Below are 16,777 nucleotides of genomic sequence, written 5' to 3'. Positions count from 1 at the left end.
TTGCTGTTTTATATAGGTTGTCATTGTTATGTGCAAAAAAAGAGGGCGCCTCGTACAACGGCGCCCTCATTCGATCCACGGGCAGAAGGTGGCGTTCCTTTTATTCGCTGGTGCTGAAGCCCAGCAGATGCAACAGGCTGGTGAACAAATTGAAGATCGACACGAACAGGCTCAGTGTCGCCATCACATAGTTTGTTTCGCCGCCACGCACGATGTTGTTGGTCTCGTACAAAATCATGCCGGACATCAGCAGCACGAATACGGCCGATACCGTCAGCGACAAGGCCGGGATCTGCAGGAAGATCGCAGCGATGCCGGCCAGGAAGGCTACCAGGATGCCGATCGTCAGAAAGCCGCCCATAAACGACAGGTCACGCTTGGTCACCAGTGCATATGCCGACAGACCGATGAAGGTTGCCGCCGTACCAGCCATGGCCAGCATGACAGTTTGCGTGCCATTAGGCATGTTCAGGTAATGGTTGAGTATCGGGCCCAGCGTGTAACCCATAAAACCGGTCAGTGCAAAGACCAGGCCGACACCGAGTCCGCGATCACGGTATTTGTTAACCAGGAAAAGCAGGCCGAAATAACCGACCATGGTCAGCAGCAGTCCGGGATGCGGTAGTCGCAAGGCTGCCGAGGCACCCGCCGTAATGGCGCTGAAACCCAGCGTCAGCGCCAGCAGCATGTAGGTATTACGCAAGACTTTATGTGCATTTGCGTCGATGACGGTCGTGCTGGATTGTGCGCCAAATGGCGAACTGCGCAGCGAGTTGTAACGGTCATTCATGATCTTGTCCTTTCAGGATGCTTGAACAGTGAAAAGGGAGAGTTGGATTCAATAATGGAAACCGGCCGGAATGGCCTCTTCCGAACAGCCACTTAACAGCCTCATGTCACGTGTATTGATGCATCGGACGCTCCTTTCAGATACAAGGCAGATCTTAAAATGCTTGCGTTTAGCGAAAAAGCGAAGATAATCGGAACGTTACTTCGTAAAAACAAGATATGAAAACAACAGGACTTAATTTTCGACATCTGTACTACTTCTGGGTGGTCGCCAAGGAAGGCAGCGTGACAAGAGCGGCGGAACGGCTCGATGTTGCAGTACAGACAATCAGCGCACAACTCGCTTTACTTGAACAGTCATTGGGCAAGGCACTACTGGCACCACAGGGGCGCCGGTTGGTGTTGACCGAAGCGGGGCGTGTCGCGGTCGGCTATGCCGACCAGATTTTTCTGCTGGGCGAGCAGATGCAGGAAGTGTTGACCGAAACGGATATTGGCAAGACCATGCGCCTGACGGTCGGACTGTCCGATTCATTGCCCAAGCTTATTGCTTCGCGCTTGCTGGAAGCGGCGCTGAAGCTGCCGCAAAAGGTCAAGCTGGTATGCCATGAAGACGACTTTGAATCGCTGCTTGGCGATTTGTCGGTCCATAAGCTGGACGTGATCCTGACCGACCGGCCCGTACCTTCCGGCACGACTCTGCGCGTGTTCAGCCATTTACTTGGCGAAAGCGAACTGATGCTGTTCGGCTTGCCCGAGATGGCCAAGCTTTACCGCGAAAATTTCCCGAGAAGCCTACACGGCGCACCGCTGTTGCTGCCTACACGCAACCATGCAATCCGGGGACGCTTCGACCACTGGTTTGAAAGTCATGATGTGCGTCCGGACGTGATTGCCGAGTTTGATGACAATGCTTTGCTCAATACTTTTGCACGTCATGGGCATGGCTTGTTCCCCGCGCCGTCCGCGCTGGCGGAAGATGTGCGTGAAGAACTCGGTGCCGTACCGGTCGGTGAACTGACGCAGTTACGTGAACAGTTTTACGCTATTTCCAATGAACGCAAGATCAAGCACCCGGCAGTGGAAGCTATCCTGACGGCAGTACACGGCGGTTTGTTTGTCCTGGCTGCGCCGCCTCCTTGAGCAGCTTCAAATCTTTTACGTCACGTTCCCGATCAATCACGGCTGGCCATTGTCCGTCTATATCCAGTTCATCGGGACCGCAACCGTCATCATTCGCTATGCGGGAATGACGATCCTGACCGAGCCTGCCATTCCTTTCGAGAAGCTTCCACCGATCGACGTCGTATTGTTATCGTACATGCATGGAGATCACTTCGACCAGCTGGTACAGGAAAAGCTGGATAGAAAGATTCCTGTCATCTCCACACCTATGCTTTCAAGCCCGCAAAACGCTGACAGGTTTTCGTGAGTGGTTTATAAAGCCTGCATGACGAGCGACGTTGCCAGCATCAGCATCACTATGCCGATCACACCGTCCAGCCAGCGCCATGCTGAAGGTTTCACGAACCAGGCGGAGAGTAGCCGCGCGCCGAAGCCCAACAGACTGAACCAGACAAACGCAGCGGTCATCGCACCGCCGGCAAACCACCATTTTGCCTGCGGCCCCTGTTGGGCGCCAACTGCGCCGAGCAGCAGCACGGTGTCAAGATAGACATGTGGATTGAGCAGCGTTACCGCCAGTACCGTCAGCAAAGCGCGGCGTAAAGGCATATTAGGCATATTGACCGACGGCGCTGCTTGTAGGCCGCCTGGTTGAAATGCGGAGCGCCATGCGCGCAGTCCATACCATGCCAGAAACAGGGCGCCGCCCCAGCGGGCGATATTCAAGAACATGGGTTGCTGCTCGATAGCGGAACCGATGCCGGCCACGCCGGCACTGATGAGCAAGGTTTCGCAAATAATACACACCAGCACAGTGAGCAAGACATGCTTGCGCTGCAAGCCCATGCGCAACACATGCGCATTCTGCGAGCCGATTGCAATGATCAGGCCGGCACCGAGCCCAAGGCCTTTCAGGTAATACGGGAACATGCGCCTCTCCTTTTTGAATAAGCGCATTGTCTCCGGTTACCGGCCCTGCATAAACAAAACTAAATATAATTAGGGAATCATTAATTTTTCTTCATTTAATCCATCCGCATGAAACTCGACTCACGTCAGTCCGAAGCTGTTGTCGCAGTGATCGAAAGCGGAAGCTTCGAGCAGGCTGCGACACAGCTATATCTGACCCCTTCTGCCGTGTCGCAACGCGTGCGTGCACTCGAAACTTCGCTGGGTACGCCGCTCGTCGTTCGCAGTCGGCCCTGTCGGGCAACACCTGCTGGCCAGCGCTTGCTGCAGTACCTGCGGCGCGTGCAATCGCTGGAAGCGGACTTGCAGGCCGAGTTTGCCGGTGCGCAGACCGCACCCGTAACGGTGACCATTGCCGTCAATGCCGACACGCTGGCGAGCTGGCTGTTGCCGGCACTGGCACCTTTCCTGATCCGCGAACAGATCCTGCTCGACCTGAGCGTTGACGATCAGGACCATACCTACACGCTGCTGGAAGCCGGACTGGCGCTCGGCTGCATTTCAACAGAGGAGAAGGCAATGCGCGGCTGCCATGCGGAAGCCTTGGGCAAGATGCGCTATCGCTGCATGGCGTCACCCGCATTTCGAGACAACTGGTTCGCCAAAGGCATGACGCGCACAGCGGTGAAGCAGGCGCCCGTCGTGGTTTTCAACCGCAAGGACAGGCTGCAGGCCGACTTCCTGCTAAAGCATTATGGCGTCGCCGACGACGCCTGCCCGCGGCATTACGTGCCTGCGTCGGAAGCCTATATGCAAGCAATCGTGCTCGGGCTTGGCTGGGGTATGTTGCCGGCACTGCAGATGCATGAGTTGTATCGTCAAGGCGCACTCGTCGATATTGCGCCGCATCGCACGACCGACGTCGTACTCTACTGGCATACGTGGAACGTTCAGTCACCCCGTATGGAGCGCCTGTCCCGCTCCCTGATCCAGGCGGCACGGCAGATCCTCGGCTGAAACCTTGAGGGCAATGCCTTCAGGACCTATCCCGGTTACACTGCCATTAGTGCCACATCGCGCCACCACATCGTTACCCTATGTCCGCTCGCGAACCCTGGAAAATCGTCCGCCTGCTCGCCTTCACGCAAATCGTGTCGTGGGGTTCGCTGTACTATGCATTTGCCATCGTTGCGCTGGATATTCAGCATGAACTCGGCTGGCGCACCGAACTGGTGTTCGGCGCTTTTTCATGGAGCTTGCTGGTGGCCGGCCTGGCCGCTACGCCGGCCGGCATGCTGATTGACCGCATCGGCGGGCGCGTAGTGATGACGGTCGGTTCGCTGTGCGCGGGACTGGGCATGGCCGGTGTCGCCACCGCCCATTCCGCGGCACTGTATCTGGGCGCCTGGACACTGATCGGCATAGCGATGGCGATGACCTTGTATGAAGCCGCTTTCGCCACGATCAATCGCGAATTCATCCAGGCATCGCGCAAAGGTATCTCGGTGCTCACCCTGTTTGGCGGACTCGCCAGCACTGTTTTCTGGCCGCTGACCCTCAAGCTCAACACCTTGTTTGGCTGGCGCGATACGCTGTTGATCTACAGTGCTGTGCATATCTTCCTCTGTGCGCCCATGCATGCTTTTCTCGGCGCGGCCAGGATACGTCGACCAAGTGCGGCGCATGCCAGGGGACATGCGGGCGGGACGCGCAATTTCACGCTGCGGGAAGCGCTCCGTGAATCCGCGTTCTGGAAACTCGCGTTCGCCTTTTCGACCAACCTGTTTATTTTTTCTGCGCTATCGGTGCACCTGATCCCGCTGTTGCAGCGCTTCGGCCACTCAGTCGCCACAGCGGTCCTGGTGTCGACGCTTATTGGCCCGATGCAGGTAGCGGGGCGGATCGGCGAAATGCTGTTTGCTGATCGGGTGAGGCCTCAGATTGTCGGGATACTGACGTTTTCCATCCTGCCGGCCGCGCTCGTTGCATTGTTGCTGCTAGGCGAACACCAGGTGGCGGTCGCGGTCTTTTGCATCCTCTACGGGATGAGCAACGGCATCCTGACGATCGTGCGCGGCATCGTTCCCCAAGCCCTGTTCGGCCGCGAAAACTACGGTGCGATTTCAGGTGCTCTCGCGGGACCTTCGCTGGTATCGAAAGCGGCCGGCCCGCTCGCCGCCGCGGCATTCGTCGAATATAACGCTTCACCATCCTGGCTGATCGGCATTCTGCTGATCGTCTCGCTGCTGTCGCTGGTGTGCTTTCTTGCTGCCGTGAAATCGAAAGCGACTGCAACGGCGATGGCAACCGCAACCACCGATTGAGGGCTCGCTTTTAACCCGACGAAACTTCACCGCTGACATGAAGTCTATGAGGCATCATGAAAGGATGCCGCCATGTCGCCTGGCTTTATTTTTGCCACCGGGATTGAAAACAGCGCGCCGACCGTCCAGGGTGGACGCATTCGCATGGATGAAATGGAAAAGTGCGGACATTATCAGCATTGGCTTACCGATTTCGATCTGGTGCAGGAACTCGGTATCCATTTCCTGCGTTATGGTCCGCCGTTGCACACTTCGCTGATCGGACCACAACGTTATGACTGGTCGTTCGCCGATGAAGCCTTTGAAGCGCTGCGCGCAAGGGATCTGATTCCCATTGTCGACCTCTGCCATTTCGGCGTGCCGGACTGGCTTGGCAATTTTCAGAATCCGGATTTTCCGGCTTTGTTCGCAGCGTACGCGCGGGCTTTCGCAGAGCGTTTTCCCTGGGTGCAGTTGTACACGCCAGTCAATGAAATGTTTATCTGCGCGGTCTTTTCCGCGTTGTATGGCTGGTGGAATGAACAGGCGACGAGCGACCGCTGTTTCGTCACCGCGCTCAAGCATCTGGTCAAGGCGAATGTGCTGGCAATGCGTGCGATCCTGCAGGTCCGCCCCGATGCGTTGTTTGTCCAGAGCGAATCTTCCGAATACTTCCATGCAGAAAACCCTCGCGCGATCCGGCCTGCCGAACTGGCCAACGCACGTCGTTTTTTATCGCTCGACCTTAACTACGGCCGTCGTGTCGAATCGGAGATGTACGAATATCTGATGGACAATGGCATGACCCGTGACGAGTACCGCTTCTTCATGTGCAATAACCTGAAGCACCATTGCATCATGGGCAACGACTATTACATGACCAACGAACATCTGGTGCATGAAGACGGCCGAATGGAAGCCTCCGGAGAGATTTTCGGTTATTCCGTCATTACGAGTCAGTACTACGATCGCTATCGGCTTCCCGTGATGCATACCGAGACCAATCTCGTGCAAGGGCCAAAAGGCGATGAAGCGGTGTTCTGGCTGCGCAAGCAATGGGCGAATGTGCTGCGGGTCCGCAACGACGGTGTTCCCATCGTCGGCTTTACCTGGTATTCGCTGACCGATCAGGTTGACTGGGACAGTGCACTGCGCGAAAACAATGGCAACATCAACGCACTGGGTCTTTACGACATCGATCGCAATATCCGGCCGGTCGGTGTCGCGTATGCCAAGCTGATCCATGATTGGCGCCAGGTGCTGCCAACCCAAAGCGTATGCCTGCAGGTGCCGGTGGTGATGCCGAGCGAAGCGGACCAGGAATGGGCGATCCGGCAGCGGCAACAAGCCTACCAAACACGCCACGAAACATCGGCACCCCACAATACCGAGTAGTGCCTATAATTTCCGGTTTAACCACGTCTCGGAGACCGGCATGGACCAGCAGTTCGATAATGGCTTGCAAAAGCGCAGGCAGGTAATGGGTGAAGACTTCGTGGAGAAAGCGTTCACCAATGCGGATGACTTCACCATGCCCTTGCAGGAGTTCATCACGCGCAATGCCTGGGGAACGGTCTGGTGTCGCGATGGGCTCGACATGAAAACCCGCAGCCTGATCACGGTATCCATGCTTACCGCGTTGGGGCGTGCGCATGAACTGAAGGGTCATCTGCGCGGCGCCCTGAACAACGGTGCGACTCCGGAGGAATTGCGGGAAGTGCTGTTGCATGCTGCAGTCTATTGCGGCGCGCCATTGGCAGTGGATGCATTCCGTACCGCGCAGGAGGTGGTCGCCGACTGGAAGGCAGCGAAAGCCGCAAAACCCGGGTGACGCGGCGCACTTAAGCTGACGAACGGTCCACCTCCTTGCGTCGGGAAACGGCGATCGGGTTGAATATCAGGCACGTTCCCTGCATATCGTTATGCAACACCCATGGTGCCATGGTGCCATGGTGATATATAACGAAAGTGCCTGCCTTTGCAGGGAAGGAATCCTGCTGGCGAGGCAAGGAGACCGACATGAAGACTTTCTGCCTGCGTATTTTTTACACGGTATGCACGTGCCTGCTGCTCGCTTCCTGCGGTGGCCACAATGATACGCCGCTGTCCGCGTTCAACACCGTATTGACGGGCCGCGAAGTAATACCGGCGATTGCCAGCAGTGCCTTCGGCACTGGCATTGTCACCGTGAATCTTGATACCCGCATCATGATTGCCAGTGTCGTCACGACCGGTATCGCGGAAACCGAAGTTCATATTCACCTAGCACCCTTCGGCGCGGTCGGTGCAGCGCAGTTTGCGCTTGCCCGAACGGCCGGGACCACGCTGTGGACGGCAAGCGCAGTCCTGGACGACACGCAGTGGCGTGCACTACGATCCGGCAATTTCTATATGGATGTGCATAGCGCCGCTGCTCCGAACGGTGAAATTCGCGGCCAGCTGATCAACGTCTTCCCATCGTCCGACCAGATATTTCGCGTGCAGCAGGCGCGCCAGCTGTCGCCGCTGGCTGAGCAGCAGTTACAGCAATTGCGGGACATCGAGGATTCGTTTGACGGGCACTTTACGGGTGTGGGCCTGACGGTCGGCTTCTAACGGTTTCATGATGCCGCGTTGGGCTTCTGCACCATCAGGACGCGGGAAGGGCCGGCCCGAGTGGCGGGCCGGCTGGATAGGTGGCGATTACAGCGGATAGAGCTGATAAATTGCATCGGCGTAATCGTCCGAGATCAGCAGGTTACCGTTGATATCCGGTACCACATCGACCGGTCGGCCCCAGAAGGTACGCTCATCGGGATTGGTGACGAAGCCAGTGACCAAGTCGATTTCAGCGCCGGCATTGCCGATGGCATCGAATGGGAAATACGATACCTTGTAGCCGGCGCGCAGGCTGGTGCAATTCCAGCAGCCGTGCTGCGCGATCGCCGCACCGGAACGATAGGCGATTGGCATGTTACTCGCGTGCAGGAAACTGAATCCCAATGGGGCCGAATGCGCGCGCAAGCCCTTTGCCACGCGATCGGCAACGGCGCAATTAAAGAAGCTGTTGTCGCGATTCAGTTCATAGTCCGGCATCACGTCGAGTGTACTCATACTCGCATTCGGAACCGAGTTGCAATAAGGCCAGCCGTAGTTACCCCCGTCGCGCAGCGAGGTAAACAACTCCGGCGGATTCTCATCCACAAAGGAAGGGACCAACTTGCCGCGATCGCTCTGGCCATCACCGTCAACGTCTGCATCGGTAGGGACACGCACTTCATCACGGTTATTCACTGTCACCCAGAGTGTCGTGGTGCCAGGCAAAAAGGCCAGGCCTTCCGCATTGCGCAGACCGCGGGAAAACAGTCGCGGATTCTTGCCATCGGCCGAATATTCGTAGATTGCACCGCGTACCGGGTCGCTGTTTGTGTCCTCGATGCAGGCATTGCAGGTCGAGGCGATCGATACGAACAACCTGTGATCTGGCGACAATGCGATATTCTTCAGCTCATGCCCGTAACTGCCTCGCAGTTCCGGTGTCGAATTGTCCGGCAGGTTGTCAATGATGATTTCGCGTGCCGCGGTTGTGATATCGCCAGCGCTGTAAACCGAGCGCGTAATGCGGTTCGATTCTGCCACGTATAGGTAAGTAATATCACCGATCTGATGGAATACCATGTCATGCGGATTGTGCATGTCGCCGGCGAAATCGAACTGTTGCGGCGTGTCGTTCGGGCGGTTGCGCAGCAATACGATCTTGCCGGCGCTTGGTACGGAAACCAGGACGTCGCCGTTCGGCGCGACGGCCATGAAACGTGCTTTTGGCACACGTGCCCATACCCGGATTCCAAAGCCGGGCGGTACCAACAGGTTGCGTGGTTCGTCGAATGGCGTTTGCGCCAATGCCTGCGGCACGGCCAGTGTCTGAACTACCGAGGCTGGCGCGGCGACCGATACGGGCGCTGCACCGACTTGCATGACGGATGTTTCGGCATTATTTGCATTGGCAGCTGTACTGCCACCACCCTCACTACCTCCCCCGCCGCAGCCGGCTATTAAGGTGCCGCACAACATGACAGACAGTCCGCGCCAAAGCCTGCCGCGCGCTGTCTGATTGATCAAAGCGTTCATTACTTATTAACCTTTTCGAAGTGTTTCTGTTGTCAATATGGATACGGCATCGACAATTTGGTTCAACACTGAGATTTACGAACTAAAAGCGATGCAATTATTTGTATAAATCAATGCTGAGCTGAAACCTTATTGCGCTAATCCTGTTCGGTGACCTGGAGAAAATTCTCACCGATTTTTCTTTGAGGTGAAAGAACAGACGCAGAGGTAGAGCAGGAAGTCCGGCGAACAATGTCGCCGCAAGGAATCCATGGAAAATTGCACTGGGAGTATTAACGACAAGCGTCAACCGCTTCGGCTGACGTTAAGTTGACTTGGAGGGAAGGACGCTTTACAGCCAGTACTGAAAGATGCGCACCGTCCATTCACGCACGCGTTCACGGAATCCGCGCTTGCTCCATGCTTCAGCCGTCACTTCATCGGATTCCCGCAGGTCACGCTGGAAGAGATTTTCCATGCGGTCGGCAAATTCGGCGCTCAGGACGACCGCATTGAGTTCGTCGTTATGCAGAAAGCTGCGGATATCGAGATTGGTGGAACCTATGGTTGACCAGACACCGTCGACCACGGCAGTTTTGGCGTGCAGCATCGCATCCTTGCGCTCATACACCTTGATGCCTGCGGCCAGCAATTCATCGTAATAGGAGCGTCCTGCGTACAGGATCATGCCGACGTCGGTAAAGCTGGGGAAGATGATGCGTACGTCGACGCCACGTTTCGCCGCATCGACCATCGCTTGCACTATTTGCTGGTCGGGCACGAAATAGGCAGTGGTGATATGCGCGAATTTGTCGGCATGGGTGAGCGCCGAAATATAGGTTTTATAGACGCCAAAGTCGTCATTATCAGGGGTGCTGCCAATGGCGCGCACCAGTGAATTTCCAACCGCTTTCAACACCGGAAAATACTGGGCCTCGGGTAAGGTCTTGCCGGTCTGGCGCTGCCATGTGCCGAGGAAGAGTTTCTGGAATTCGGCGACGACGGGGCCTTCAATCTGCATATGCGTATCACGCCATGCCGCTTCCTTGGCATTCTTCGGTTGTGGTTGACTACGGCGGCTCGCGAGGAAGGAGCTCTTGCCATACACCTTGCTGATGTTGACTCCGCCGGTAAAGGCGATACGGCCATCGACTACCAGCAGCTTGCGATGATCGCGCTGGTTGATGTCCCAGTTGCCCTTGGCGTTGAGCGGATTGACCGGATTAAACTCCAGCACGTTGATGCCGGCGCTGCGCATACGCTCGAAAAATTCGCGCGGCGTATCCAATGCGCCGACGCTGTCGTAGATCAGATTGACGCGTACACCGGCTGCCTGTTTCGCGATCAGCAAGTCCGCGAGACTCCGGCCAATCTCGTCGGCTTCAAAGATATAAGTTTCGAGATTGATATGATTGCGTGCACTCTTTATCGCCGCAGTCATCGCCCGGATTGTCGCGGGTCCGTCATCAAGCAGCGTGACCTTGTTGCCGGCGACCAGCGGCTGCCCGCTGATTGCCTGTTCGACGGCAATATGCTTGGAGAGAATATCGGTGTCGCCTGCCTTCGCGGCAATACCATCCAGCAGATTCTGTGTCTTGCCGTCTGACAGCGTGCCTTTGGTGGTGACGATCGTCGGATCGGATTTTTTGATAAGGTCACGGTTGCTCAGGTAGCGAACATCCGGCAAGCTCGCACAGCCGCTGGCAAGGGCGAGCAGCAGTACAACTGCTAACCTGGCGAGACATGCCGGCACATTCCATGACATTGCAGGTCCCTCCACATCCAACACTCTCTTGTTGTTATCGAATTTATTAACGGGCCGTCGTATCGACACGCCATGATTCATTGATCACTGGCTTAACCAGATTAACCAGACGCTTTGTTCATTGGAACCCATTTTCCATCTGATAATTCCGCAATAAATCAAACAAGCTGCAGATTGGATACACTCCATGTCATGCACATCGTCGGAATTGACTTCACTTCAGCGCCGCGGCGCGCAAAGCCCATCACGGTAGCCCATGGCGAAGGTGACGGGAACGTGCTGCGGATCGACCGCATCATCCTTCATCCGGACTGGGCTTCATACGAAGCCTGGCTGGCGCAACCCGGCCACTGGATCGGCGCTTTCGACTTTCCATTCGGCCTGTCGCGGGAACTGGTTGAACATCTCGGCTGGCCGCTACGATGGGCTGAACTGGTCCGGCATTGCGCAACCATCGACCGTGCAGAACTGCGCGCCACCTTCAAGGCTTTCTGCGATGCGCGCCCGGTGGGCAATAAATTCGCACATCGCGTCACCGACGGGCCGGCCGGTTCAAGTCCATCAATGAAATGGGTGAATCCGCCGGTCGCCTATATGTTTCATGAAGGCACGCGCCGCCTGCTCGATGCTGGCGTGACGGTGGTCGGGCTGCATCAGGGAGATCCGCAGCGGATTGCGCTGGAAGGCTATCCGGGGCTGGTTGCACGCCTGGTGACACGCGCTTCCTATAAGAGCGATGAACGGGCGAAGCAGACGCCGGAGCGGCGCGCTGCGCGAGCGGCCATCCTGGAGGCACTGGAAAAGGGCAGACATCCGATGGGCATCACACTGCGCATCAAAAGAACCATGCGCGCGCAATTGCTGGAAGATGGGACGGCGGATTGGCTGGATGCGGTGCTGTGCGCTGTCGCGGCGGCTTGGGCGGCACAGCGACCGCATTTTGGTTTACCGCTTCAGATCGATCCGGTCGAGGGATGGACCGCTGGCGCGGACCACGACGGTTTGCTCTGAAGGAAATTGCCAGTCGCGCAAATGGACCGGCGATAAAAATAGCAGGCAGGTGGCTTATACCGGTTCTGACCCGTTATGGGTCGGACCGTATATCAAACGTTCGGGCCAATCCTTATCTTGTTGCTGACGCTGGAAATTGCGTAGCCTTTGGCGCTGATCTGCTGGAATGCATCTTCAGCGGATATGCCATGCAGGGGTTGATTGTCATGGTCAAGGTCGACATTGTTGTCGGCGGTTTCCCAGTCAATGTTGGTCGCTTCCTCGGGAATCGGGCGACCCTCCGGAACGGCGAGATAGGAAAATTTGCCTTCCGATTCAGGGCGTTTGTACACATCAACTTTCATGGTGACATCCTTATAAGAACAGGTGTCTGCTATTGACATTGAGACGCGATAAAAGGTTGCGCCCGACCAGCAAAAACACTTTGTTACATCTTCCTTTCCACACAGTATGTGTGCGTATCTCCCTCCACCATTGTTTTTCTCTTCTTCCGCTTATCCCTTTCGCAAGTTTATGCAGCGAATGCTTGCTACCCAAACAAGCATTCGTAAATAAATGTTTCAGAGTTGCATAAACGAATATTGAACACCGGAAAGCTGCTCTTTAGAATGGGCAATATTGCGTCACGTCAAGAGAAGGCGAGGCGCAATTCGGTGGTTCGCACGACGAGCCGAGATTTTGCAGTTCGACGTGGATCGGGTATATGTCACACTTACTCTTACAGAAGCGCGACGCAAGGAAAGGCAGGATGTTTTCTGCCGTTTGCTCCATCGCCTTCGCGGCAGTCGCTTTCGCTAGCAGTTTCTCCTTCTCTCCGCCGGCTCGCGCAGTGACGCTCGATGCCGCGCTCAATGAACAAATTGTCATGGTGCCCGCAGGTTCCGGCACAGGTAGCGTCGAACTCGAGACCACTGTTTTCAAGCCGGCAGGTAACGGTCCTTTTCCGCTGGTGATCATGAACCATGGCAAGGCGCTCGGTAATCCACGCAACCAGAATCGCGATCGCTTCATCGTCATTAGCCGCGAATTCGTCAAGCGCGGTTATGCGGTGGTCATTCCGATGCGTAAAGGCTTTTCCAGGTCGACTGGTGAGTATGTCGATCCGGGTTGCAACATGACCGCGCATGGCCAAATGCAGGCCGATGACTTGCAAAGCATGCTGGAGTACCTGCGCACGCAGGCTTGGGCCGACAAAGATCGCATTATCGTCGCAGGGCAATCGTATGGTGGCCTGACGGCGCTCGCTTTCGGTACCCGTGAGACAGCAGGAGTCAAAGGCCTGATCAATTTCGCGGGTGGCCTGAAGATGCACGGCGGCGATTGCCACTGGCAAGACTCGCTGGTGCAGGCGTTTGCGACGTATGGCGCCAGGACGACCTTGCCGAGTTTATGGTTCTATGGTCAGAACGATCACCACTTCGGCCCGGACCTGGCATCGCGCATGTATCACGCCTATGTACAGGCCGGCGGCCATGCGAAACTGGTTGCCTATGGCGCGTTCAAGCGCGATGCGCATGGCATGAGCGGCAGCCGTGATGGCGTAAAGATCTGGTGGCCGGAAACCGAGAAATTCCTGAAGGAACTCGGCATGCCGACCGATCCAGTCTATGCGATCAACGATGAAGTCAAGGTGCCGAAGGTACAGTACGCGGCGATCGACAACATCGACGCCATTCCTTACCTGCGCGGCAATGCGCGTGAGCAGTATCGCGTCTTCCTGAGCAAGTCGACGCCACGCGCGTTCGCGGTGTCGCCGACCGGTGCATGGAGCTGGGCGGAAGATGGCGACGATCCGGTGCAGCAGGCAATGGACGATTGCCAGAAAAACAGTAGCGTCCCCTGCCGCCTGTATGCGGTCGACAACCAGGTGGTGTGGTCTGATGATCCGGCGATCAACCCGAATGGTACGGCCCTGGCTGCGGCACCAGCAGTTGTACCAGCTGTTGCACCAGTCGCTGTACCGGCAGCAACCACGCCTGTCGCAACTGCATCGGTGTCATTGCCGGTTGCGGAGCCGGCAGTTTCCGCTGCACCAACTGCCGCAACTGCCGCAACTACCTCAACTACCTCAACTACCTCAACTACCTCAACTACCTCAACTACCTCAACTACCTCAACTACCTCAACTACCTCAACTACCGCGACTGCCCCGACTACCGCTGCTGTTACAGGTCCCTGATTCACGCGTATCATGGTCGGCCTTTTTATGAATCAAAGCCGACCATGAGCAATGCCTGCGGTGTCGATTTCGGCACATCCAATTCCACCGTCGGTTTCCACCGTCCCGGTCAGTCCGCGCTGCTGACACTGGAAGACAACAAGCCGACGCTTCCCTCGGTGGTGTTTTTTAACGCCGATGACAATCTGGTCAGCTTCGGGCGCGCGGCGCTGACCGATTATCTTGCCGGCCATGAAGGCCGCCTCATGCGTTCCCTCAAGAGTCTGCTGGGCACCAGCCTGATCGATGGGCAGACCGAAGTGCAGGGACGGGCCTTGTCGTTTCGCGAACTGCTTGCACAATTCCTGCGCGAACTGAAACGGCGTGCCGAGCACTCGGCCGATCGCAGCTTCAGCCAGGCGGTGTTTGGACGGCCGGTACACTTTGTCGATGAGGATGCGACCGCGGACAAGCTGGCCGAAAACACCTTGCTCGACATCGCCCGCAGTGTCGGCTTTACTGACATTGCTTTCCAGTACGAGCCGATCGCCGCTGCCTTCGATTATGAGTCCGGTATTGCGGGTGAAGAACTGGTACTGATCGTCGATATCGGCGGCGGCACTTCCGACTTTTCGCTAGTGCGTCTATCGCCGGAAAGTGCCCGCAAAACCGAGCGGCGTGATGACATTCTGGCCACGGCCGGTGTGCATGTCGGCGGCACCGACTTCGACAAATATCTCAACCTGTCCTGTGCGATGCCGCTGCTTGGACTCGGCACACGACTGCTTAACAACACTGAAGTACCGTCCAGCTATTACTTCAATCTCGCGACCTGGCACACAATCAATTTCGCCTATACGCAAAAGGTCTGGCGCGAATTGCAAGACGTCTACCGGGATGCGTGTGAACGCGACAAACTGGCACGCCTGCTGAAACTGATCGAGCAACGCGACGGCCATTGGCTGGCATTGAAGATGGAAGAAGGAAAGATCGCCTTGTCCAGTGTCGAACGTACCGAGCTGGCACTGGATCGGCTGGATGCCGCGTTGCAGTTGCTGATCGATCGCCCCAGCTTCGATCACGCCATCACGCACCTGGTCGACAGTGTGGCCAGCACTGTCGGCGGTTTGCTGCGCGATGCCGGCGTACAGGCCAAGGATATCGATACGATTTTCTTCACAGGCGGGTCGAGCGGCGTGCAGTTATTGCGTCAGAAAATTTCTGCGCTTCTTCCGGCTGCGCGGCGTGTCGAAGGTGATCTGTTCGGCAGCATCGGCGCCGGGCTTGCGCTCGATGCAGTGAGGAAGTTCGGCTAAGCATATGCGCTGCAATGCCTGCACCCTGCCTATTAACTATTAAGTTAACTATTAAGTATCACGGCGGCCACTTTACAAAAATGGTGCGGAAACTGAACAATTTGCTCACCATATTTTTCGTGCTTCAACCTATCATGAGCTGCTTACAGGAAATCATGATGGGGAGCATCAAATGGATGAGCAAGGCAAGGAGTTCGCATCGCCCAGCAAAAAGACTAATTTGTTGAGCGTGTTTGCAAAGAATTATTCCGGTTCTGCCACAGGTACGGTCTTGTCGGCGCTCAGTGCATGGATGATCGTTACCGGTCTCAAGGGTCTCGCCGGTTTCGAAATAACAAGACCGGCGGCGCTGGCCGATCTGGCCGGTATCGCGCTGATCATTGTGCTGGCGCGCTGGATACGTATCAGATACAACGTCAAATAAGTCTGCATCGATCAGCATGGCATCGCTTGTTGCCGGTACAGTGCAGGAGGCGAACAGTCAGGGGAAACTTCAGGTCTGCGGTGTTGTCATTCATTTCACAGAAAGGAATGCAACATGCCTGAACAAAAATGGCCGCAAACGATATGGATAGTACGGCACGGCCAGAGTGCCGGCAACGTCGCACGCGATGCGGCGGAGGAAGCCGGCCTGCCACTGATCGACATCGCCGAACGCGATATCGATGTGCCGCTGTCACGCCTGGGTGAGCAGCAGGCCGATGCCCTGGGGCACTGGTTCGGGGAAATGCCGGCGGAGCAGCGGCCCAATGTCGTGTTGTGCTCGTCCTATGCGCGTGCGCGCAGTACCGCCGAGATCGCGGTACGCGCAGCGGGGATCGATCGTGATGACATTACCTTCGTTGCTGATGAGCGCCTGCGCGAAAAGGAATTCGGCATCCTGGACCGGCTGACCAAGTTCGGCATCATCCAGAAGTATCCCGAGCTGCATGAGCAGCGCACCCATGTCGGTAAATTCTATTTCCGTCCACCCGGCGGCGAAAGCTGGTGCGACGTCATACTCCGTCTGCGCAGCGTACTCGACATGATCTCGCGTGAATATCGCAAGGAACGTGTGCTGATTGTCGGCCACCAGGTGATCGTCAACTGCTTTCGTTATCTGCTGGAACGCATGGACGAGCGCCAGATCCTTGAAATCGATCGGGTAGCCGATGTGCCGAACTGCTCGGTGACCTCCTATGAATTCGATCCGACGCGCGGCAAGAATGGCAAGCTGGTACCGCAGCTGATCAGCTTCGTCGCCCCGCTGCGTGAAGCCGGCGCACCGATCACCAGCGAGCCTGACGTGCCCGCGGCGCCGAAGTCCTGAGGG

Annotated in this window: 17 protein-coding genes; 12 read left to right on the top strand and 5 right to left on the bottom strand. The window is 56.5% G+C overall.

Annotated elements, in window-relative coordinates:
• Nucleotides 1-100 precede the first annotated feature (100 nt).
• Complete coding sequence (locus ASE07_RS19540; RefSeq protein WP_057292483.1) at nt 101-790, bottom strand: Bax inhibitor-1/YccA family protein; 690 nt, start codon at nt 788-790, stop codon at nt 101-103.
• Between the two features lie 218 nt (nt 791-1,008).
• On the opposite strand from ASE07_RS19540, the gene nhaR reads away from it, so the two are divergent.
• Together nhaR and ASE07_RS19530 are read left to right on the top strand one after the other, a co-directional pair.
• A complete protein-coding gene (nhaR, locus tag ASE07_RS19535) occupies nt 1,009-1,932 on the top strand; it encodes a transcriptional activator NhaR (RefSeq protein ID WP_057292482.1) in 924 nt (307 codons plus the stop codon).
• Nucleotides 1,907-2,221, top strand: a complete 315-nt coding sequence (locus tag ASE07_RS19530) for an MBL fold metallo-hydrolase (protein WP_057292481.1) — start codon at nt 1,907-1,909, stop codon at nt 2,219-2,221. Before nhaR ends, ASE07_RS19530 begins: the two co-directional genes overlap by 26 nt.
• Nucleotides 2,222-2,226: 5 nt before the next feature.
• On the opposite strand, the gene ASE07_RS19525 is transcribed toward ASE07_RS19530, so the two are convergent.
• Nucleotides 2,227-2,844, bottom strand: a complete 618-nt coding sequence (locus ASE07_RS19525; protein WP_057292480.1) for a LysE/ArgO family amino acid transporter — start codon at nt 2,842-2,844, stop codon at nt 2,227-2,229.
• Between the two features lie 102 nt (nt 2,845-2,946).
• Between ASE07_RS19525 and ASE07_RS19520 the strand changes: the two genes are divergently transcribed.
• The 5 genes from ASE07_RS19520 to ASE07_RS19500 all read left to right on the top strand — a co-directional run bounded on the left by ASE07_RS19520 (nt 2,947) and on the right by ASE07_RS19500 (nt 7,721).
• Nucleotides 2,947-3,840, top strand: coding sequence for a LysR family transcriptional regulator ArgP (locus tag ASE07_RS19520; RefSeq protein ID WP_200960983.1), 894 nt, complete (start codon nt 2,947-2,949; stop codon nt 3,838-3,840).
• A gap of 80 nt (nt 3,841-3,920) precedes the next feature.
• On the top strand, nt 3,921-5,147 hold the full coding sequence (locus ASE07_RS19515; RefSeq protein WP_057292478.1) for an MFS transporter: 1,227 nt from the start codon (nt 3,921-3,923) through the stop codon (nt 5,145-5,147).
• 72 nt (nt 5,148-5,219) lie between these two features.
• Nucleotides 5,220-6,521 carry a family 1 glycosylhydrolase gene (locus ASE07_RS19510; RefSeq protein ID WP_057292477.1) on the top strand — a complete coding sequence of 434 codons (1,302 nt, stop codon included), beginning with the start codon at nt 5,220-5,222 and terminating at the stop codon, nt 6,519-6,521.
• A gap of 40 nt (nt 6,522-6,561) precedes the next feature.
• On the top strand, nt 6,562-6,957 hold the full coding sequence (gene pcaC, locus ASE07_RS19505; RefSeq protein ID WP_057292476.1) for a 4-carboxymuconolactone decarboxylase: 396 nt from the start codon (nt 6,562-6,564) through the stop codon (nt 6,955-6,957).
• A 188-nt stretch (nt 6,958-7,145) separates the two neighbouring features.
• Complete coding sequence (locus ASE07_RS19500; protein ID WP_057292475.1) at nt 7,146-7,721, top strand: CHRD domain-containing protein; 576 nt, start codon at nt 7,146-7,148, stop codon at nt 7,719-7,721.
• Between the two features lie 87 nt (nt 7,722-7,808).
• Here the strand turns inward: ASE07_RS19500 and ASE07_RS19495 are convergent, their stop codons facing one another.
• Entirely contained in the window at nt 7,809-9,236 is a 1,428-nt protein-coding gene (locus ASE07_RS19495) for a PQQ-dependent sugar dehydrogenase (RefSeq protein ID WP_057292474.1), read from the bottom strand.
• A gap of 331 nt (nt 9,237-9,567) precedes the next feature.
• Complete coding sequence (cls, locus tag ASE07_RS19490; protein WP_057292473.1) at nt 9,568-10,980, bottom strand: cardiolipin synthase; 1,413 nt, start codon at nt 10,978-10,980, stop codon at nt 9,568-9,570.
• Between the two features lie 192 nt (nt 10,981-11,172).
• Between cls and ASE07_RS19485 the strand changes: the two genes are divergently transcribed.
• Nucleotides 11,173-11,991 (top strand): DUF429 domain-containing protein, encoded by an 819-nt coding sequence (locus ASE07_RS19485; RefSeq protein ID WP_057292472.1) that lies wholly within the window; start codon nt 11,173-11,175, stop codon nt 11,989-11,991.
• A gap of 92 nt (nt 11,992-12,083) precedes the next feature.
• On the opposite strand, the gene ASE07_RS19480 is transcribed toward ASE07_RS19485, so the two are convergent.
• The gene (locus ASE07_RS19480; RefSeq protein ID WP_057292471.1) at nt 12,084-12,335 is read right to left on the bottom strand and encodes a DUF6139 family protein; all 252 of its coding nucleotides are present in this window, start codon (nt 12,333-12,335) and stop codon (nt 12,084-12,086) included.
• A gap of 404 nt (nt 12,336-12,739) precedes the next feature.
• On the opposite strand from ASE07_RS19480, the gene ASE07_RS19475 reads away from it, so the two are divergent.
• From ASE07_RS19475 to ASE07_RS19460, 4 genes are all read left to right on the top strand, one after another.
• Nucleotides 12,740-14,170, top strand: coding sequence for a dienelactone hydrolase family protein (locus ASE07_RS19475; protein WP_082584303.1), 1,431 nt, complete (start codon nt 12,740-12,742; stop codon nt 14,168-14,170).
• Between the two features lie 44 nt (nt 14,171-14,214).
• Entirely contained in the window at nt 14,215-15,465 is a 1,251-nt protein-coding gene (locus tag ASE07_RS19470) for an Hsp70 family protein (RefSeq protein WP_057292470.1), read from the top strand.
• Between the two features lie 172 nt (nt 15,466-15,637).
• Nucleotides 15,638-15,889 (top strand): hypothetical protein, encoded by a 252-nt coding sequence (locus tag ASE07_RS19465; RefSeq protein ID WP_057292469.1) that lies wholly within the window; start codon nt 15,638-15,640, stop codon nt 15,887-15,889.
• Between the two features lie 114 nt (nt 15,890-16,003).
• Nucleotides 16,004-16,774: a histidine phosphatase family protein gene (locus tag ASE07_RS19460; protein ID WP_057292468.1), complete on the top strand. Its 771-nt coding sequence runs from the start codon at nt 16,004-16,006 to the stop codon at nt 16,772-16,774.
• The last annotated feature ends 3 nt before the right edge of the window (nt 16,775-16,777 follow it).

The sequence above is a fragment of the Noviherbaspirillum sp. Root189 genome, assembly GCF_001428545.1.
Taxonomy (GTDB): Bacteria; Pseudomonadota; Gammaproteobacteria; order Burkholderiales; family Burkholderiaceae_D; genus Noviherbaspirillum.
The sequence above is the reverse complement of the archived record's forward strand: the minus strand, read 5'-3'. Positions and strand labels throughout refer to the sequence as shown.